Raw genomic sequence first — 19,717 nt, 5'->3', positions numbered from 1 at the left:
GCTCCGCCAGGCTCGACCACCGACGCAGACCTCCGAAGGAGACACACCCCATGAGCAAGCCGTACGCCGACCGCGAGGTCTGGTTCTTCACCGGCAGCCAGGACCTGTACGGGCCCGAGACGCTGGAGCAGGTCGCCCAGCAGTCGCAGGAGGTCGCCCGCGCGCTCGACGCGTCGTCCGACGTCCCCGCGAAGGTCGTCTGGAAGCCCGTGCTCAAGGACGCCGGCTCGATCCGCCGCGCGATGCTCGACGCGAACGCGGACGACAACGTGCTCGGCGTCATCACGTGGATGCACACGTTCAGCCCGGCGAAGATGTGGATCTCCGGCCTCGACGCGCTGCGCAAGCCGCTGCTGCACCTGCACACGCAGGCGAACGTCGAGCTGCCGTGGGCGGACATCGACTTCGACTTCATGAACCTCAACCAGGCCGCGCACGGCGACCGCGAGTACGCCTACCTGGCCACGCGCCTGGGCGTCGCGCGCACCACCGTCGTCGGGCACGCGTCGAACCCGGCCGTGACCCGCCGCGTCGGCACCTGGGTCCGCGGCGCCGCGGGCTGGGCCGCCACGCACGAGCTGAAGCTGGTGCGCTTCGGCGACAACATGCGCAACGTCGCCGTCACCGAGGGTGACAAGACCGAGGCCGAGCTGCGCTTCGGCGTCTCGGTGAACACGTGGGGCGTCAACGACCTGGTCGACGCCGTCGAGGCCGTGGCCGACGACGCGGTCGACGCGCTGGTCGCCGAGTACGAGGAGCTCTACGACGTCGCCGGTGAGCTGCGCAAGGGCGGCGAGCGGCACGAGTCGCTGCGCTACGCGGCCCGCCAGGAGATCGCCATGGAGGCGTTCCTCGTGGAGCGCGGCGCCAAGGCGTTCACCACGAACTTCGAGGACCTCGGCGCCCTGCGCCAGCTGCCCGGCATCGCCGTCCAGCGCCTCATGAGCAAGGGCTACGGCTTCGGTGCCGAGGGCGACTGGAAGACGGCCGTCCTGGTGCGCGCGGCCAAGGTCATGGGCGAGGGGCTGCCCGGCGGCGCCTCCCTCATGGAGGACTACACCTACGACTTCACCCCCGGCTCCGAGCTCATCCTCGGCGCCCACATGCTCGAGGTCTGCCCCTCCCTCACGACGTCGAAGCCCCGCGTGGAGATCCACCCGCTCGGCATCGGCGGCAAGGAGGACCCGGTCCGCATGGTGTTCGACGCCGACGCGACCGAGGGCGCCGTCGTCGTCTCGCTCGCCGACATGCGCGACCGCTTCCGCCTCACCGCGAACGTGGTCGACGTCGTGCCGCCGACGCAGGACCTGCCGAACCTCCCCGTGGCCCGCGCCGTCTGGGCCCCGCGCCCCGACTTCACCACCTCCGCCGAGGCCTGGCTGACCGCCGGCGGCGCGCACCACACGGTGATGTCGACCGCGGCGGGCGTCGAGGCGTTCGAGGTGTTCGCGAACATCGCGCGCACCGAGCTGCTCGTCATCGACGAGGACACCACGCGCCGCGGCTTCGCCGACCAGGTGCGGTGGAACCAGGTGTACTACCGCCTCGCCCAGGGGCTCTGAGCACGACCACCGGCGAGCGGCCGGCGGTTCGGTAGGCTGACGCCGCCGAGCCGCCGGCCGGCCGGTGGACGCATCCCGTGGAGGCCCCGCATGGCGAGTCCCGCCGACAAGCCGAACATCCGGCAGGTCGCGCAGCTCGCCGGCGTCTCGCACATGACGGTGTCGCGGGTGCTCAACGACCACCCGAACATCCGCGAGGCCACCCGGCGGCGCGTCGAGGAGGCCATCGACCAGCTCGGCTACCGGCCGAACATGGTCGCCCGGGCCCTCGCCACCCAGCGCAGCCGGCGCATCGGCGTCCTCGTGGAGAGCGCCGCGACGTTCGGGCCGACCAGCACGCTGTACGCCGTCGAGTCCGCCGCCCGCGCGTCGGGGTACGTGGTCAGCTCCGTGCTCCTGCGGGCGGGGGAGGAGATCACCCCCCAGGAGGCCGTCGACCACCTCGTCGCGCAGGGCGTCGACGCGCTCTGCGTCGTGGCTCCCCGGTCGTCGTCGATCGCCGCGCTGCGCCGCATCGCCGTCGGGGTCCCGGTGCTGGTGGTCAAGCCCGACAAGGACCCGACGTTCCTCACCGTGACCGTCGACCAGCAGGCGGGGACGGCGCTCGCCGTCGACCACCTCGTCTCGCTCGGGCACCGCGACATCCTGCACCTCGCCGGCCCGCTGGACTGGCTCGACGCCCGCACGCGCGAGCGGTCCTTCCATGCCCGGGCGAAGTCGTGGGGGCTGCGCGAGCGCCCCATCGTCGTCGGCGACTGGACGGCCGACTTCGCGTACGACTTCGCGCGCGGGATCCGCGAGCTCCCGGAGTACACGGCGATCTTCGCCGCGAACGACGACATGGCGGTGGGCCTCGTCCACGGCCTGCACGACCGCGGCTTCTCGGTGCCCGACGACGTGAGCGTCGTCGGCTTCGACGACATCCCCCTCGCGCGGCACGTCATCCCCCCGCTGACGACGGTGCGGCAGAACTTCCACGCCCTCGGCGTGTCGGTCGTCGACGTCCTGCGGGCCGCGATCGAGGAGCAGGAGATCCCGACGGTCACGAAGATCCCCCCGGAGATGATCGCGCGGGCGTCGAGCGCCGCGCCGCGGAAGGCCACCCGATGACCTCGCGGCCCGGGGCGCCGGCCCCCGTCGTCGAGCTGCGGGGGATCACGGTGGAGCGCTCGGGGGTGCGGGTCCTCGACGACGTGGACCTCGCGCTGCGGCCGGGCGAGGTCCACGCGCTCATGGGGGAGAACGGCGCGGGGAAGTCGACCCTCATCGGCGCGCTCACGGGGACGCTGCCGATCCTGGCGGGCACGGTCGTGGTGGACGGCGTCGAGAGCCCGCCGACGGGAGTCGCGCAGAGCCGCGCGGACGGCATCGCGACCGTCTTCCAGGAGACGCACCTGAGCCCGCACCTGACCGTCGCCGAGAACGTGATGATCGGTCACGAGGTGCGCGGCTGGCTCGGCATCGACTGGGGCCGGACGAGGTCGCGGGCGTCGGCCGCGCTCGCCGCGCTGGGGATCGAGGACATCGACCCGCGCGCCCCGCTCTCGGCGCTGTCGCCCGCGACCAAGCAGCTCGTGGCGGTGGCCCGGGCGATCGTCCTCGATCCGCGCGTGCTCGTGCTCGACGAGCCGACGTCGAGCCTGGACGCGGACGAGGCCGCGCGCCTGCTCGGCGTCGTGCGCCGCCTGTGCGACCAGGGCGTCGCGGTGCTGTTCGTCTCGCACTTCCTCGAGCAGGTCTTCGAGGTGAGCGACCGGATGACGGTGCTGCGGGGCGGCCGCGTCGTCGCGGAGTTCCGGACGGCGGACGTCGAGCGCGCCGAGGTGATCTCCAAGATGCTCGGCGAGGACATCGACGCGCTCCAGGCGCTGCGCTCGCAGCGGCTCGCGCACCACTACGCCGGGACGGGCGAGGCGACGCTGCGGGCGTCGTCCCTCGGGCGCCACGGCGTCCTCGAGCCGACCGACCTCGAGCTGTCCCGGGGCGAGGTCGTCGGGTTCGCGGGGCTGCGCGGGTCGGGGCGCACCGAGCTCGCCCGGCTGATGAGCGGGGCGGAGCGCGCCGACGGCGGCGAGCTGTGGCTCGACGGCGTGCGGGTGCAGCTCCGCAGCCCGGGGGCCGCCCTGCGGTACCGGATCGCGATGTCGAGCGAGAACGTGCGCGACGACGGGATCGTCGCGGGCCTCACGGTGCGGGAGAACATCGTCCTGGCGCTGCAGGCGCTGCGGGGCTGGTCGCGGCCCCTGTCGCGGGGAGAGCAGGACGCCGTCGTCGACACGTACCTCGACGCGCTGCACCTGTCGGCCGACGACCTGGACCGGCCCGCCGGCGAGCTGTCCGGGGGCACCCAGCAGAAGGTGCTGCTCGCCCGGCTGCTGGCCACGCGGCCCCACGTCCTGATCCTCGACGAGCCGACCCGCGGCATCGACATCGCGGCCAAGCTCGAGATCCAGCGCCGGGTCGCACGCCTGGCGGGCGAGGGCGTCGCCGTCGTCTTCATCTCCTCCCAGCTGGAGGAGGTGGTGCGCCTCGCCGACCGCATCGTCGTGCTCAAGGACCGCGAGAAGATCGGCGAGCTGAGCAACGGGCCCGGGGTCACCGTCGACACCATCGTCGAGATGATCGCCGCGGAGCTGGACGAGCCCGAGCCTGGCGACTGACGCACGGCGAGCCCTCCCGGTGCGTTACGCGATCGTGACGTGGATTCCTGGACGACCTCTATTGTGACCGGTCACATCTCCGCTATGTTAGCGGTCACACAAGCGTTGCCGGAGGGTCAGAGAAGACCCACGGACCGGGTCTCCCGGTCGGCCGGCGTCTCGAGGAGGAGATCATGAGCAAGAACTTCCGGCGCGCCGGTGCGGCGCTGTTCGTCACGGCGCTCACGGCGGCCTCGTTGGTCGCGTGCAGCAGCGAGCAGGCGCCCCAGGGCGGCGGGGACGGCGGCGGCGAGTCGGCCGCGGCCTCGGACACGATCGTCCTGGGCTTCTCGCAGGTCGGGGCGGAGTCCGGCTGGCGCGCGGCCAACACCAAGTCCATCCAGGACACGCTCACGAAGGAGAACGGCTTCGACCTCAAGTTCTCCGACGCGCAGCAGAAGCAGGAGAACCAGATCCAGGCGATCCGGTCCTACATCCAGCAGCAGGTCGACGTCATCGCGTTCTCCCCGGTCGTCGAGACCGGCTGGGACGCCGTGCTCGAGGAGGCCAAGGCCGCGGACATCCCGGTGATCCTCACCGACCGGGCCGTCGACTCCGAGGACGACACCCTGTACGAGTCGTTCATCGGGTCCGACTTCGTCGAGGAGGGCAAGCGCGCCGGCGAGTGGGCCGTGGAGCAGTACGACGGCGAGGGCTACAAGGCCGTCGAGCTGCAGGGCACCACCGGCGCCGCGCCCATGATCGACCGGCAGCAGGGCTTCGCCGACGCGATCGCGGGCTCCGACATCGAGATGATCGACTCGCAGACCGGCAACTTCACCCGCACCGAGGGCAAGCAGGTGATGGAGGGCTTCCTGCAGAAGTACGACGACATCGACCTGGTGTTCGCCCACAACGACGACATGGGCCTGGGCGCCATCGAGGCGATCGAGGCCGCGGGCAAGGTGCCGGGCAAGGACATCAAGATCATCACGGTCGACGGCGTCAAGGACGGCATGCAGGCGCTCGCCGACGGCAAGATCAACTACATCGTCGAGTGCAACCCGCTGCTCGGCCCGGACCTCGCGGAGATCGCGAAGAAGGTCGTGGCCGGCGAGGAGGTCGAGAAGCGCATCGTCACCCAGGACGAGGCGTTCGACCAGGAGGCGGCGAAGGCCGCGCTGCCGGACCGTCAGTACTGATCGTCGGTACTGATCGTCGGTACTGATCGTCGGTACTGATCGTCGGTACTGATCGTCAGCACCGACCGTCGGTACGCTCCACGAGACCCGCGGTGGGTGCGGTGCGGGACGCCCGCGCCGCGCCCACCGCGCTCCACGGAAGGTCAAGGATGACGCCATCGGACGCCGGCGACGCCGGCAGCACCCCCGACGCCCGGCCCCAGGACGTGCGCCCCGTCGTCGAGATGACCGGGATCTCCATCGAGTTCCCGGGCGTCAAGGCCCTCGACGGCGTGGACCTCCGGCTCCTGCCGGGCGAGGTGCACGCCCTCATGGGCGAGAACGGCGCGGGGAAGTCCACGCTGATCAAGGCGCTCACGGGCGTCTACGGCATCGACTCCGGCGAGATCCTCGTCGACGGCGAGCCGCACCGGTTCTCCGGCCCGGGCGAGGCCCAGGCCGCGGGGATCGCCACCGTGTACCAGGAGGTCAACCTCTGCGAGAACCTCACGGTCGCGGAGAACATCATGCTCGGCAACGAGCCCCGGCGGTTCGGCGCCATCGACTGGCCCCGCACGCGCCGCCGGGCGGCCGAGCACCTCGCCACGATGGGGCTCGACGTCGATCCCGCCTCCTCGCTCGGCTCGCACTCGATCGCCGTGCAGCAGCTCGTCGCGATCAGCCGGGCCATGGTGGTGGACGCCAAGGTGCTCATCCTCGACGAGCCGACGTCCAGCCTCGACGCCGACGAGGTCGCGCGGCTCTTCGCCGTCGTGCGCCGGCTGCGCGACCAGGGCGTCGCGATCCTGTTCGTGTCGCACTTCCTGGAGCAGGTGTTCGAGCTCTCCGACCGCATGACCGTGCTGCGCAACGGCACGCGGGTGGGGGAGTACCGGACGTCGGAGATCACCCGGAGCGAGCTCGTCTCGCGCATGATCGGCCGGTCGATGGAGGTGCTGGAGGACCTGGAGGTCCGCACCGAGCACACCGTCGACGCGGCCCAGGGCAAGCCGTTCGTCCAGGCCGTGGGTCTCGGTCGGCGCGGCTCCGTGCAGGCCTTCGACCTGGACGTCCACGAGGGCGAGGTCGTCGGTCTGGCCGGCCTGCTCGGCTCCGGCCGCACGGAGGTGGCCCGCCTGCTCGCCGGGGCGGACCGGGCCGACACGGGCACGCTGTCCGTCAAGGGGACCCCGACCCGGCTGCGCACGCCGCGCACGGCGATCGGGCGCAGGATCGCGTTCTCCTCCGAGGACCGCAAGGCCGAGGGCGTGGTCGGCGACCTGACCGTGCGGGAGAACATCGTGCTCGGCCTCCAGGCGGAGCGCGGCTGGCTGCGCCCGCTGCCCGGCAAGCAGGTCGACGAGATCGTGCACCGGTACATCGAGGCGCTGAACATCCGGCCCGCCAACCCCGACGCCCTGCTGCGCAACCTGTCGGGCGGCAACCAGCAGAAGGTGCTCCTGGCCCGCTGGCTCGCCACCGCGCCCGAGCTGTTCATCCTCGACGAGCCGACCCGCGGCATCGACGTCGGCGCCAAGGCGGAGATCCAGCGCCTGGTGTCCGACCTCGCCGCCCGGGGCATGGCGGTGCTCTTCATCTCCGCCGAGCTCGAGGAGGTGGTGCGGCTCAGCCACCGCATCGCCGTCATGCGCGACCGGCAGAAGGTCGCCGAGCTGACCAACACCGACTCCGTCGGCGTCGACGACGTCGTCGAGCTCATCGCGAGCGGAGGGGACCGCTGATGCCCACATCGCAGGCCGCCGGCGGGTTCGGCGCCGTCGTGCGCCACCACCTGTTCTGGCCCGTGGTCGCGCTGGTCGCGCTGCTCGCCGTCAACACGGCCGTCCGACCGGGCTTCCTGTCCGTGTCGATCCTCGACGACCACCTCTTCGGGTCGCCGATCGACATCCTGCGCAACTGCGCGCCGCTCATGCTGGTCGCCCTCGGCATGTCGCTGGTGATCGCCACCCGCGGCATCGACCTCTCCGTGGGCGCCGTGGTCGCGATCTCGGGGGCGGTGGCCCTCACCTTCATCGCGGGCGCGCCGGACCCGGCGTCGACGACGACGGTGCTCCTCGCCATCGGGATGGCGCTCGCGCTCGGCCTGGTGCTCGGCGTCTGGAACGGGTTCCTGGTGTCCGTGCTCGGGATCCAGCCGATCATCGCGACGCTCATCCTCATGACCGCCGGCCGCGGCGTCGCGATGCTCATCACCGAGGGTCAGATCACCACGGTCACGAGCGCCCCGTTCAAGATGCTCGGCGCCGGGTACTGGCTCGGGCTGCCCGTCGCGACCCTGGTCGCGTTCGGCGTGTTCGCGCTCGTCGCGCTGCTGGTGCGGCGCACGGCGCTCGGGATGCTCGTCGAGTCGGTCGGCATCAACCCCGCCGCGAGCCGGCTCGCCGGCGTGCGCGCGCGGACCATCGTGTGGACGGTCTTCGCCCTGTCCGGGCTGTTCTCCGCGCTGGCGGGGCTGATCCTGTCGTCCAACGTCATGGCGGCCGACGCGAACAACGCCGGCCTGTTCATCGAGCTCGACGCGATCCTCGCCGTCGTCATCGGCGGCACGTCGCTGGCCGGCGGCAAGTTCTCGCTGTCCGGCACCTTCGTCGGCGTGCTCATCATCGCGACGCTGTCGCTCACGGTGACCAACGTCGGCATCTCGCCGCTCGTGACGCCGCTGTTCAAGGCGCTCGTGGTCGCCGCGGTGACGCTGCTCCAGTCGCCCGCGATGCGGCGCAAGCTCTCGGAACGCACGCGACGGCGCGGCAGGACGGCGCCGGTGACGCCGTCGGACAAGCCCGCGGACGTGGCGACGGACAAGGTGGTGGCCTCATGACGACCCTCGCATCCTCGCGCCGCGGGGCGCCGTCCCCGGGCCGCGTGCCGTCCGCCGGCCGCCGTCTGCGCGTCGACCGCCGCTACCTGCCCGTGGTCGGCACCCTCGTGGTGTTCGTGCTGCTGCTCGTGGTGGGCGGCGCGCGCTACGACAACTTCCTGTCCGTCGGCGTGCTCGCGAACCTGTTCATCAACAACGCGTTCCTCATCGTGCTGGCCGTCGGGATGACGTTCGTCATCCTCACCGGCGGCATCGACCTCTCCGTCGGCTCGGTGCTGGCGCTGTCCGGCGTGACGGCGGCGTACCTGCTGCAGGCAGGCGTCCCCGCCGGGGTGGTGATCCCGCTGGTCGTGCTCATCGGCTCGCTGATCGGTCTCCTCGTCGGCGCGATGGTGCACGTCTTCGAGGTGCAGCCGTTCATCGCGACCCTCGCGGCGATGTTCTTCGCCCGCGGCCTGTGCTTCCTCGTCGCGCCGGAGTCGATCCCGATCGACGACCCGACCTTCGTCGCCCTGGCCTCCTGGGACACGTGGGCCGGCGGGCAGTGGCGGATCACGTCGAGCGTCGTGATCGCGCTGGTCGTGGTGGCGGTCGCGTTCTACCTGCTGCACTACACGCAGTTCGGCCGCACCGTGTACGCCATCGGCGGCGGGGAGCAGTCGGCCAGGCTCATGGGCCTGCCCGTCGCGCGCACCAAGGTGCTGGTGTACGTCATCAGCGGCACCTGCGCCGGTCTCGGTGGCCTGCTGTTCGCCATGTTCTCGCGGTCGGGCTACTCCCTGACCGGCGTGGGCATGGAGCTGGACGCGATCGCGGCCGTCGTCATCGGCGGCACGCTGCTCACCGGCGGCACCGGCTTCGTGCTCGGGTCCGTGCTCGGCGTCCTCGTGCTCGGCCTCATCCAGACGATCATCACCTTCGAGGGCACCCTCTCCTCCTGGTGGACCAAGATCGTCATCGGCGCGCTGCTGCTGGTCTTCGTGGTCCTGCAGCGGCTGCTCGCACTGCGGCGCTCCTAGCCTCCTCGGCCGGGCGCCCGTCCGGGCGGCGGGGACGGCGGCACGCGCCGTCGGCCCCGCCGCCCCTCCGCACCCCCCGCACCTGTACGACGACGTACGACACGGAGGTTCTACAACGATGCACATCCCATCGAGGCAGCACGGGCCCCGATGGTCGCGGCCCCTGGCGGCCGCGGCCCTCGCCCTCGTGGTGCCCGCCACGGCGGCTGCGGCCGTCCCGCCGCGGGCGGCCCCCGCCCTGCAGTCGACGGCCACGTCAGCGGCGGGCGACGGCTTCGGCGCCTACGTCTTCCCCTACTTCGCCGGCGAGCAGGACGGCGGCGAGAAGATCTACCTGGCCGTCAGCGAGGCCGACGACCCCACCGCGTGGACCACGCTGAACGGCGGTGAGCCCGTCCTCGAGTCCACCCTCGGCACGCAGGGGCTGCGCGACCCGTTCCTCACCCGCAACCCCGAGACCGGCAGGTACTACCTGCTCGCCACCGACCTGAAGATCGCGGGCGGCGGGAACTTCGGCGACGCCCAGGAGACCGGCAGCCGGTCGATGATGGTCTGGTCGTCGGACGACCTGATCCACTGGTCCGACCAGCAGGAGGTCGAGGTCGCGCCGCCGGGCGCCGGCAACCTCTGGGCCCCCGAGGCGACCTGGGACGCCGAGGCCGGACAGTTCGTCGTCTACTGGGCGTCCGCCCTGTACCCGGACGACGTCGCCCCCGAGGATCGCGACATCGCGACGTCGTACCAGCGGATGCTGTCCGCCACGACGCCCGACTTCTCCGCGGGCAGCTTCTCCGAGCCGCAGGTGTGGATCGACGAGGAACGCGGCGCGGGCCGGGGCATGATCGACTCGACCGTGGCGGTCGAGGACGGCACCTACTACCGGTTCACCAAGGACGAGGCGGACATGACCGTCCGCGAGGAGTCCTCCGACGACCTGTCCCGCACGCAGGGCGTGACCGACGGTGACGGGTGGGACCTGGTCGCCGAGCACGTCGGCGTGGGCGAGCCCAACCCGTGGGGCGGCGAGTTCACCGCGGGGGAGGGGCCGACGGTCTTCCCGTCCCTCACCGACGACTCCTGGTTCATGATGATCGACCAGCCGTCGTACCACGGCGGCCAGGGGTACATGCTGTTCCGCACCGACGACCTGGCGAGCGGGGACTGGACCTCGGTGCCCGACGCCGAGCTGCCGAGCCACCCGCGGCACGGCACGGTGCTGCCGATCACGACGGCGGAGCAGCAGGCGCTGCTCGAGGCGTACCCCGAGGGCGAGCCGGAGGTCGTCGAGCAGCGGCTCACCATCGACTCCGCGGCCGAGCGCACCGAGATGAGCGACGACCTGTACGGCGTGTTCTACGAGGACATCAACTACGCCGCCGACGGCGGCCTGTACGCCGAGCTGGTGCGCAACCGGTCGTTCGAGTTCGCCACGGAGGACAACGCGGGCTTCACCGGCCTGACGGGCTGGGAGCAGACCGGCGGCGGCGACGTCGCCGTCGAGTCCGCGCGCGGCGAGTGGCTCAACGACAGCAACCGGCACTACCTCACGGTCACGTCCGACGGCACGACCGGCGTCTCGAACTCCTCGTACAACGAGGGCGTCGCGCTGAGCGAGGGGGCGTCGTACGACTTCTCCGTCTGGGCGCGCAGCGACGTCGCGCAGGACCTCACGGCGACCCTCGTCTCCGCCGACGGCGCCACGACGTACGGGACGGCGACGGTCGCGGTCGACGGCTCCGACGAGTGGGCGCGGTACACGGCGACGGTGACGGCTTCCGCGACGACGAACGCCGCGCGCCTGCGGGTCGCCTCGGGCGCCGCGAGCACGCTGCGCCTCGACATGGTGTCCCTGTTCCCCCAGGACACGTGGGTGGGGCCGGTCAACGGCAGGAGCACGCTGCGCAAGGACCTCGCGGAGAAGGTCGCGGCGCTCGACCCGAGCTTCCTGCGGTTCCTCGGCGGCTGCGTCACCAACGTGGGCACCTTCGACTCCTACCTTGAGTCCGACGGCCAGGACCGGCAGCGGACGTACCAGTGGAAGGAGACCATCGGCCCGGTCGAGGAGCGCCCCACCAACTGGAACTTCTGGGGATACAACCAGTCGTACGGCATCGGCTACCTCGAGTACCTCGAGTTCGCCGAGGACCTCGGCGCCTTCGCTCTGCCCGTCGTGTCGGTGGGCGCCAACGGCTGCGGGTCGCGCATCCCGGAGATGACCGACGACCAGCGCCCGCGCTGGATCCAGGACGCGCTCGACCTCATCGAGTTCGCCACGGGCTCCACCGACACCGAGTGGGGCGCGAAGCGCGCCGAGCTGGGGCACCCGGAGCCGTTCGACCTGCCGTACATCGGCCTGGGCAACGAGGAGAACACGCCGAAGTTCCAGGAGAACTTCCCGGCGTTCCGCGACGCCATCGAGGCGGAGTTCCCGGACATCACGGTGATCTCCAACTCCGGGCCCGACGACGCGGGCACCCGCTTCGACGAGCTCTGGGACTTCAACCGCGAGCAGGGCGTGGCGATGGTCGACGAGCACTACTACAACGACCCGTCATGGTTCCTCACGAACGACGCCCGGTACGACACGTACGACCGGGGCGGCCCGCACGTCTTCCTCGGCGAGTACGCGTCGAAGGGGAACACGTTCGGCAACGCGCTGGCGGAGGCGGCCTACATGACGGGGCTGGAGCGCAACGCCGACGTCGTCGAGCTGGCCTCCTACGCGCCGATGTTCGCCAACGAGGACTACGTGCAGTGGTCGCCGGACATGATGTGGTTCGACAACGACGAGTCGTGGGGCTCGGTGAACTACTACACCCAGCAGATGTTCATGACGAACGCCGGCGACCAGGTGGTCCCGTCGGAGCTCGGCGACGGTCCGGACGTCGTCCCGCCGGACGTCGACGGCGGCGTCTTCCTGTCGACCTGGCTCACGCAGGCGCAGTACGACGACGTGCGGGTCACCGACAACGCGACCGGCGACGTCCTGTTCTCCGACGGCTTCGACGACGCGTCGCGGTGGGAGGCGCAGCGCGGCGACTGGTCCGTGACCGACGGCGCGTACGTGCAGTCCGACGCGGGCGTCGAGGACGCGCGCAGCGTCGTCGCCGGGGCCTACGACGAGGACTGGCACGACTACACGATGGAGGTGACGGCCCGGAAGACCGGCGGTACCGAGGGCTTCCTCGTCGGGTTCGGCGCGAGCGCGAGCGACGACTTCTACTGGTGGAACGTCGGCGGGTGGGGCAACACCCGGTCCGTGCTGGAGCGGGCCGACGGCGCGCGCCAGGGCGAGGTCGCCGCGGCGGAGTCGTTCACGCCGCTGGAGAACGGTCGTGACTACCGGATCAAGGTCGTCGTCGAGGGACGCACCATCGAGCTCTACCTCGACGGGGAGCTGCAGCTCACGTACACCGAGCCGGTGACGAAGTCGCTGTTCCAGGTCGTGACCCACGACGAGGAGACCGGCGGGCTCGTGGCCAAGGTGGTCAACGTCGGCGACGCCGTGGCGCGCACCGACGTCGAGGTGACGGGCGGCTTCGAGCCGGCCACGACCGCGACCGTCACCGAGATGACGGCCGACCCGTCGGCGACCAACACCAAGACCCGGCCCGAGCGCGTGGTGCCCGTGGACCGGACGTTCGAGGGGGCGGGGACGTCGTTCACCTACGACTTCCCGGCGCACTCCATCACGTTCCTGCGGCTCACCGAGGCGGAGGCGCCCCAGGTGCCCGCGTGGGACGCCGGCACGACCTACACCGCGGGCGAGCTCGTCACGCACGACGGCTCCGTGTGGGAGGCGGCCTGGTGGACCCGCGACCAGGCGCCGGGCGAGTCCGACTGGGGCCCGTGGCAGGAGGTCGCCGAGACCGCCGACGGGACCGCTGTGTGGACGCCGTCGCGGATCTTCGACGCCGGTGACGTCGTCGAGCACCAGGGCAGGGTCTACACCGCGAGGTGGTGGACCAGGAACCAGGAGCCCGGCGACCGCCACGGTCCCTGGCGGTCCGCGAACGGCTGACGGACCGACACCGACGCGCCCCGGGCGGCGCGTTGTCAGGGCCACGTGCAGGGAGACCCGCGCGTGGCCCTGACAACTCCCGGAGGACCGATGCGCAAACGCTGCAAGTAGCGCAAGCCGCTTGCGTGGTCGCGTGTACAGTCGAGGACATGTCGAGACGACTGGCCGACGTGGCCGCGAAGGTGGGGGTCAGCGAGGCGACGGTCAGCCGCGTGCTCAACGGCAAGCCGGGGGTGTCGCAGGCGACCCGGGACGCCGTGCTCACGGCGCTGGACGTGCTGGGCTACGAGCGGCCCACCAAGCTGCGCGGCGACCGGCCGCGCCTGGTGGGCCTGGTGCTGCCGGAGCTGGCGAACCCGATCTTCCCCGCCTTCGCGGAGGTGGTGGGCGGGGCGCTGGCGCAGCAGGGGTACACGCCCGTGCTGTGCACGCGCACCGCGGGCGGCATCTCCGAGGCCGAGTACATCGACCTGCTGCTGGGTCAGCAGGTGTCGGGGGTCATCTTCGCGGGCGGCTTCTACGCGGAGCGCGACGCCGACCACGCGCACTACGAGCGGCTCCAGGCGCTGAACCTGCCGGTGGTGCTCATCAACGCGTCGATCGAGAGCCTCGACTTCCCGCACGTCTCGTGCGACGACCTGATCGCCACGCACCAGGCGCTGGAGCACCTGGTGTCCATGGGGCACACGCGCATCGGGCTGCTGCTGGGCCCGCGCGACCACGTGCCGTCGGAGCGCAAGCTCGCGGCGGCGCGCGGCTTCGCGCAGCGGCACGGCGTCGAGCTCCCCGACGAGCTCGTGGTGCACAGCCAGTACTCCCTCGAGAGCGGGCAGGCCTCGACGGGCCGCCTGCTCGACGCCGGCGCGACGGCGATCCTGTGCGCGTCGGACCCGCTCGCGCTCGGTGCCGTGCGTGCCGTGCGGCGGGCCGGGCTCGAGGTGCCGCGCGACGTGTCGGTGGTCGGCTACGACGACTCCGCGCTGATGAACTCCACGGATCCGGCGCTCACGACCGTCCGGCAGCCGATCGACGCGATGGGCCGCGCGGCGGTCGACATCCTGGCCAGCATGATCGCGGGCGCCACCGTGTCGCGCGACGAGCTGCTCTTCGAGCCGGAGCTCGTCGTGCGCCGGTCGACGGCGGCGGCCCCGCGCGCCGCGGGCTGACACCCGCGCCGCCGCCCTCTCGACGGCCGGCCGGGCGACTCGTGTCGCCCTGCCGGCCGTTCCTGTGCGCGCGTCTGTTCGGTGTTGATGTCGCGGTTCGATAACGCTGATGTCAAGTTCTTGCGCACTATGCGTCACCTCATTACTGTCCTGCTCATCGACGCGACGACGCGGAAGGAGCTCATCGGTGAGCAAGGGGCAGGACGCCGAGTGGTGGCGCAGCGCGGTGATCTACCAGGTCTACCCGCGCTCGTTCGCCGACGGGAACGGCGACGGCACGGGCGACCTCGCCGGGGTGCGGCAGCACCTCGGGTACCTGCGGGACCTCGGGGTCGACGCGATCTGGTTCACCCCCTGGTACGTGTCGCCGCTGGCGGACGGGGGGTACGACGTCGCGGACTACCGCGCGATCGACCCGCAGTTCGGCACGCTCGCCGAGGCGGAGGCGCTCATCGCGGAGGCCCGCGAGCTCGGCATCCGCACGATCGTCGACGTCGTGCCCAACCACGTCTCCGCCGAGCACCCGTGGTTCCGCGACGCGCTGGCCGCCGGTCCCGGGTCGCCGGAGCGCGAGCGGTTCTGGTTCCGGCCCGGCCGGGGGGAGGGCGGCGAGGAGCTGCCCACCCGCTGGGTCTCCGACTTCCAGGGCACCACCTGGACCCGCACGACCGACCCGGACGGCACCCCCGGCGAGTGGTACCTGCACCTGTTCGCGCCGTCGCAGCCGGACCTCAACTGGGACCACCCCGACGTGCGCCGCGAGCACGAGGAGATCCTGCGCTTCTGGTTCGACCGCGGCGCCGCCGGCATCCGCATCGACTCCGCCGCGCTGCTCGTCAAGGACCCGGCGCTGCCCGAGGTCCCGGAGCACCCGGGGCCGGGGGAGCATCCGCACGTCGACCGCGACGAGCTGCACGACGTCTACCGTGCCTGGCGGGCGGTGGCCGACTCCTACGACGAGCCGCGCGTGCTGGTCGGCGAGGTGTGGCTGCCGGACACGGACCGCTTCACGCGGTTCCTGCGCCCCGACGAGATGCACACGGCGTTCAACTTCGACTTCATGGCTCGCCCGTGGGACGCCAAGGCGCTGCGCGAGTCGATCACGACGACGCTCGACGCGCACGCCCCCGTCGGTGCGCCGGCCACCTGGGTGCTGTCCAACCACGACGTCACCCGGCCGGTGACCCGCTACGGACGCGCGGACTCGTCGTTCGCGTTCGCGGCCAAGCGCTTCGGTACCCCGACGGACCTCGACCTCGGGCGCCGCCGGGCCCGCGCCGCGGCACTGCTCGTCGCCGCCCTGCCGGGCGCCCTGTACGTCTACCAGGGCGACGAGCTGGGCCTCCCCGAGGTCGAGGATCTGCCGCGCGAGCTCATCCAGGACCCGATGCACGACCGCTCCGGCGGCATCGACCCCGGCCGCGACGGCTGCCGCGTGCCGCTGCCCTGGACGCGTGGCGGCAGCTCGTTCGGCTTCGGCCCCGACGGCGGCGCTCCGCCCTGGCTGCCGCAGCCGGCGGCGTGGGGCGGACTGTCGGTCGAGGCGCAGGACGCGGACCCGGCGTCGACGCTCGCCCTGTACCGCCGGGCGCTCGCGGCCCGCCGCACCGAGCCCGCGCTGCACGACCGCCGCCTGCGCTGGCTCGACGCCGTCGGCGACGTCCCGGTCGGCGACGACGTCCTCGCGTTCGCCCGCGGCGGCGGACCCGGAACCCCCGGGCTGGTGTGCGTCGTCAACCTCGGGCCCGAGCCCGTCCCGCTGCCGGCCGACGCCGACGTCGTGCTGCACAGCGCCGACCCCCGCGAGCCGCTCGCGCGGATCGCCACCGACGTCGCGGTCTGGCTCCGCCCGTGAGCCGGCCCGCCTGAACCCCTCCTGCCCGCACCGACCAGCTGCACCACCGCGATTCCTTCGACGGTGACATCGACAAGGGAGTGACGATGAAGTCCACACGAAAGCCGGCCGCGCTCGCCCTGGTGGGCGCGCTCACGGCGGGCGCCCTCGCGGCGTGCTCCGGCGGGGGCGACCCGCAGGACGAGAGCACGAACTCGGCGGGGCAGGTCACCCTCTCGGTGGTCTCCCTGCTGCCCGGGTCCACCGAGGAGGCGGTCGCCGCCTTCGAGGACCAGGTCGCGGAGTTCGAGAAGGCGAACCCCGACATCGACGTCCAGCCCGAGGAGTACGAGTGGAAGGCGACGACGTTCGCCGCCCAGCTCGCGGGCGGCACGCTGCCCGACGTCTTCGAGATCCCGTTCACCGACGCCCAGGGACTGGTGGAGAACGGCCAGCTCGCCGACATGGACGCCCAGTTCCGGGCCCTGCCGTACGCCGAGCAGTTCAACCCGACGATCCTCGAGGCCGGCACGGGCGAGGACGGCCACGTGTACGCGATCCCGGCGAAGAACGCCTACCCGGTCGCCCTGCACTACAACCGCCAGCTCTTCGAGTCGGCCGGCCTCGACCCCGACAGCCCTCCGACCACCTGGGAGCAGGTGCGCGAGTACGCGAAGAAGATCGCCGACGCCAACCCGGGCGTCGCCGGCTACGCCACGATGACCCAGAACAACACGGGCGGCTGGCAGCTCACGGCGCAGACCGTCGCGCGCGGCGGCCGCACCGTCGAGACCGACGCGGACCAGAAGGCCACGGCGACCCTCGACAACCCGGGCACCCAGGAGACGCTCCAGTTCCTCCACGACCTGCGGTGGGAGGACGAGTCGATGGGCGGCAACTTCCTGCTCGACTGGGGCAGCATCAACCAGGAGTTCGCGGCGGGCCAGGTGGGCATGTTCACCTCGGGCTCGGACATCTACACCTCGCTGGTGCAGACCAACGCGGTCGACCCGGACACCTACGGCCTCGCGCCGATCCCGCTGTCCGACGCCCCCGAGTCGGCCACGCTCACCGGCGGCACCCTCGCGGGGGTCCCGGCGAACGTCGACGAGGGCGTCAAGGACGCCGCGATCAAGTGGATCGACTTCTTCTACCTGAACAAGCTGGTCGACGAGGACCGCGCCGTCGCCGACGCCGAGACCCTCGCCAAGAACGACCAGCCCGTGGGCACGCCCGTCCTGCCGATGTTCTCGAAGGAGCAGTACGAGCTGAACCAGGAGTGGATCGCGGACTACGTCAACGTGCCGCTCGACCAGATGACGGCGTTCACCGACGCGATGTTCGACCTGCCGCTGGCCGGCGAGCCGTCGCAGAAGACGCAGGAGGTGTACGCGCTGCTCGACCCGGTCGTGCAGGCGGTGCTCACGGACGAGGGCGCGGACATCGACGCCCTGCTCGCCGACGCGAACACGCAGGCCCAGGCGCTGCTCGACCAGGGCTGACCGTGACCGTCACCACCTCTCCTCGCGGCGACGTCGCCGCACCCGCGCGGGCGGCCGGTGCCGGCCGCCCGCGCCGGGGGCCGGCCACCTGGCTGCGCGGGGGCGGGCTGCACAGCCTCGTCTTCCTGCTCCCGCTGCTGGTGATCTTCGGCGTCTTCTCGTGGTTCCCGATCGTGCGCGCCGTGATCATGAGCGTGCAGGAGACGAACCTCGTCACCGACCCGACGTTCGTCGGGCTGGACAACTTCCGGCACGTGCTGGCCGACCCTCTGCTGTGGAAGGCCGTGCAGAACACCCTGTACTTCGCGTTCCTGGCCCTGCTGTTCGGCTACCCCGTGCCGCTGGTCGCCGCGGTGCTCATGCGCGAGGTGCGCCGCGGCCGCGGCCTCTACTCGGCGCTCGCGTACCTGCCGGTCGTGGTGCCGCCCGTCGTCGCCGTCCTGCTGTGGAAGTTCTTCTACAAGGGCGGGCCGACCGGTGTGTTCAACACGATCCTCGGCTGGGTGGGCCTCGGCCCGTACCCGTGGCTGCAGGACGCGTCGTGGGCCATGCCGTCCCTCGTGCTCGCCGCGACCTGGGCCGGCGCCGGCGGCACCGTGATCATCTACCTCGCGGCCCTCACGAGCGTGCCCGCCGAGCTGTACGACGCCTCCGAGGTGGACGGCGCCGGGCTGTGGCGCAAGATCTGGCACGTCACGCTGCCGCAGCTGCGCGGGGTCCTGTTCATCACGCTGATCCTGCAGGTCATCGGTACGGCGCAGGTGTTCCTCGAGCCGTACCTGTTCACCGGCGGCGGGCCGAACAACGCCACCGTGACCGTGCTGCTGCTCATCTACCGGTACGCGTTCCAGAACAGCCTCGGCGGCGACTACGGCGCCGCCACCGCGCTGTCGCTCATGCTGGCGGCGGTCCTCGCGGTCTTCTCCGTCCTCTACTTCCGGCTCACCCGGTCCTGGAGCACGTCATGACGCTCTCGTCCACCGCACGTCCCGCCCCGGCGAGCGGCGCGCGCCGTCGCGCCACCCCGTCCGACGACGGCGACCGCGGCGCGCTGTCCGCGCCCGACTGGCGCCGTCCCGCGGTCCGCTGGGGGATGGGCGGCACGCACGTGCTGCTGCTCGTGCTGCTCGCCGTCGTCGGGCTCGGCCCGATGCTGCTGCTGGCGAAGTACGCCGTCACCCCGACGCAGGACATCCTGCGCACGCCCCTGGCCCTGTTCCCGCACGGCATCGCGTGGGAGAACCTCGAGCGGGCCTGGAACGACGTCCAGGTCAGCCGGTACTTCATGAACACGGTGTGGCTGGCGCTCGGGTCGTGGGCCGTGCAGCTCGTGGTCGCGACGACGGGCGGCTACGCGCTGTCGGTGCTGCGGCCGCGCTACGGGAAGGTGGTGCAGGCGCTCGTCCTGTCGACGATGTTCGTGCCCGCCGTCGTGCTGCTCGTGCCGCTGTACCTGACGATCCTCGACCCGCCGCTGCTGGGCCGGTCGCTGGTCGACAGCTTCTGGGCCGTGTGGCTCCCGGCCGGCGCGAGCGCGTTCAACGTGCTGCTGGTGCAGCGGTTCTTCGACAACCTGCCGCGCGAGGTCTTCGAGGCCGCGCGGGTCGACGGCGCCGGGCCGTACCGGCTGTTCTGGTCGATCGTGCTGCCGATGTCGAAGCCGATCTTCGGCGTCGTGTCGGTGTTCGCCGTCATCGCGGCCTGGAAGGACTTCCTGTGGCCGCTGCTGGTGCTCAAGGACCCGGCGATCCAGCCGCTGTCGGTGCGGCTGCCCGCGATCGAGGCGTCCACCGAGCTGGGCGTCTTCCTCGCGGCCCTGGCGATCTCGACCGTGCTCCCGGTGGCGATGTTCCTGGTCTTCCAGCGGCTGTTCCTGCGCGGCGCCGGGCTCGGGGGAGCGGTCAAGGGCTGACGGGTTCACCCGCGGTGTCGTTGACGTCTGGATCGTCCCAAT

The 19,717-nt window shown here is 71.9% G+C and carries 13 protein-coding genes; all 13 read left to right on the top strand.

Annotated elements, in window-relative coordinates; genetic code table 11:
* The first annotated feature begins 50 nt into the window (after positions 1–50).
* Complete coding sequence (gene araA / locus ACH443_RS14555; protein WP_430590713.1) at positions 51–1,562, top strand: L-arabinose isomerase; 1,512 nt, start codon at positions 51–53, stop codon at positions 1,560–1,562.
* Between the two features lie 90 nt (positions 1,563–1,652).
* Positions 1,653–2,672 carry a LacI family DNA-binding transcriptional regulator gene (locus ACH443_RS14550; RefSeq protein ID WP_430557550.1) on the top strand — a complete coding sequence of 340 codons (1,020 nt, stop codon included), beginning with the start codon at positions 1,653–1,655 and terminating at the stop codon, positions 2,670–2,672.
* Positions 2,669–4,222 (top strand): sugar ABC transporter ATP-binding protein, encoded by a 1,554-nt coding sequence (locus ACH443_RS14545; RefSeq protein ID WP_430557549.1) that lies wholly within the window; start codon positions 2,669–2,671, stop codon positions 4,220–4,222. The genes ACH443_RS14550 and ACH443_RS14545 overlap by 4 nt, the downstream gene beginning before the upstream one ends.
* A gap of 173 nt (positions 4,223–4,395) precedes the next feature.
* Positions 4,396–5,403, top strand: coding sequence for an ABC transporter substrate-binding protein (locus tag ACH443_RS14540; RefSeq protein WP_430557548.1), 1,008 nt, complete (start codon positions 4,396–4,398; stop codon positions 5,401–5,403).
* Between the two features lie 149 nt (positions 5,404–5,552).
* The gene (locus ACH443_RS14535; RefSeq protein WP_430590712.1) at positions 5,553–7,124 is read left to right on the top strand and encodes a sugar ABC transporter ATP-binding protein; all 1,572 of its coding nucleotides are present in this window, start codon (positions 5,553–5,555) and stop codon (positions 7,122–7,124) included.
* Positions 7,124–8,221 carry an ABC transporter permease gene (locus tag ACH443_RS14530; protein WP_429766240.1) on the top strand — a complete coding sequence of 366 codons (1,098 nt, stop codon included), beginning with the start codon at positions 7,124–7,126 and terminating at the stop codon, positions 8,219–8,221. The genes ACH443_RS14535 and ACH443_RS14530 overlap by 1 nt, the downstream gene beginning before the upstream one ends.
* Positions 8,218–9,240 (top strand): galactofuranose ABC transporter, permease protein YjfF, encoded by a 1,023-nt coding sequence (gene yjfF, locus ACH443_RS14525; protein WP_430590711.1) that lies wholly within the window; start codon positions 8,218–8,220, stop codon positions 9,238–9,240. The genes ACH443_RS14530 and yjfF overlap by 4 nt, the downstream gene beginning before the upstream one ends.
* A gap of 118 nt (positions 9,241–9,358) precedes the next feature.
* Positions 9,359–13,261, top strand: a complete 3,903-nt coding sequence (locus tag ACH443_RS14520) for an alpha-L-arabinofuranosidase C-terminal domain-containing protein (RefSeq protein WP_430590710.1) — start codon at positions 9,359–9,361, stop codon at positions 13,259–13,261.
* Positions 13,262–13,410: 149 nt separating this feature from the next.
* Entirely contained in the window at positions 13,411–14,427 is a 1,017-nt protein-coding gene (locus tag ACH443_RS14515) for a LacI family DNA-binding transcriptional regulator (RefSeq protein ID WP_429766246.1), read from the top strand.
* 109 nt (positions 14,428–14,536) lie between these two features.
* A complete protein-coding gene (locus tag ACH443_RS14510; RefSeq protein WP_430590709.1) occupies positions 14,537–16,282 on the top strand; it encodes a glycoside hydrolase family 13 protein in 1,746 nt (581 codons plus the stop codon).
* 86 nt (positions 16,283–16,368) lie between these two features.
* Positions 16,369–17,763, top strand: coding sequence for an extracellular solute-binding protein (locus tag ACH443_RS14505; protein ID WP_430590708.1), 1,395 nt, complete (start codon positions 16,369–16,371; stop codon positions 17,761–17,763).
* Positions 17,764–17,765: 2 nt separating this feature from the next.
* Positions 17,766–18,731 (top strand): carbohydrate ABC transporter permease, encoded by a 966-nt coding sequence (locus tag ACH443_RS14500; RefSeq protein ID WP_430590707.1) that lies wholly within the window; start codon positions 17,766–17,768, stop codon positions 18,729–18,731.
* Positions 18,728–19,675: a carbohydrate ABC transporter permease gene (locus ACH443_RS14495; protein ID WP_430590706.1), complete on the top strand. Its 948-nt coding sequence runs from the start codon at positions 18,728–18,730 to the stop codon at positions 19,673–19,675. Before ACH443_RS14500 ends, ACH443_RS14495 begins: the two co-directional genes overlap by 4 nt.
* Positions 19,676–19,717 lie beyond the last annotated feature (42 nt).

Origin of the sequence: Isoptericola sp. NPDC019571, from assembly GCF_044389385.1 — a bacterium.
GTDB lineage: Bacteria > Actinomycetota > Actinomycetes > Actinomycetales > Cellulomonadaceae > Isoptericola > Isoptericola nanjingensis.
Note: the sequence above shows the minus strand (reverse complement) of the source record. Positions and strands in the feature narration are given on the sequence as shown.

Excerpts from the sequence above, each read along its gene's own strand:
- araA (WP_430590713.1), top strand. The coding sequence starts at position 51 with ATGAGCAAGCCGTACGCCGACCGCGAGGTCTGGTTCTTCACCGGCAGC.
- ACH443_RS14550 (WP_430557550.1), top strand. The coding sequence starts at position 1,653 with ATGGCGAGTCCCGCCGACAAGCCGAACATCCGGCAGGTCGCGCAGCTC.
- ACH443_RS14545 (WP_430557549.1), top strand. The coding sequence starts at position 2,669 with ATGACCTCGCGGCCCGGGGCGCCGGCCCCCGTCGTCGAGCTGCGGGGG.
- ACH443_RS14540 (WP_430557548.1), top strand. The coding sequence starts at position 4,396 with ATGAGCAAGAACTTCCGGCGCGCCGGTGCGGCGCTGTTCGTCACGGCG.
- ACH443_RS14535 (WP_430590712.1), top strand. The coding sequence starts at position 5,553 with ATGACGCCATCGGACGCCGGCGACGCCGGCAGCACCCCCGACGCCCGG.
- ACH443_RS14530 (WP_429766240.1), top strand. The coding sequence starts at position 7,124 with ATGCCCACATCGCAGGCCGCCGGCGGGTTCGGCGCCGTCGTGCGCCAC.
- yjfF (WP_430590711.1), top strand. The coding sequence starts at position 8,218 with ATGACGACCCTCGCATCCTCGCGCCGCGGGGCGCCGTCCCCGGGCCGC.
- ACH443_RS14520 (WP_430590710.1), top strand. The coding sequence starts at position 9,359 with ATGCACATCCCATCGAGGCAGCACGGGCCCCGATGGTCGCGGCCCCTG.
- ACH443_RS14515 (WP_429766246.1), top strand. The coding sequence starts at position 13,411 with ATGTCGAGACGACTGGCCGACGTGGCCGCGAAGGTGGGGGTCAGCGAG.
- ACH443_RS14510 (WP_430590709.1), top strand. The coding sequence starts at position 14,537 with ATGTCAAGTTCTTGCGCACTATGCGTCACCTCATTACTGTCCTGCTCA.
- ACH443_RS14505 (WP_430590708.1), top strand. The coding sequence starts at position 16,369 with ATGAAGTCCACACGAAAGCCGGCCGCGCTCGCCCTGGTGGGCGCGCTC.
- ACH443_RS14495 (WP_430590706.1), top strand. The coding sequence starts at position 18,728 with ATGACGCTCTCGTCCACCGCACGTCCCGCCCCGGCGAGCGGCGCGCGC.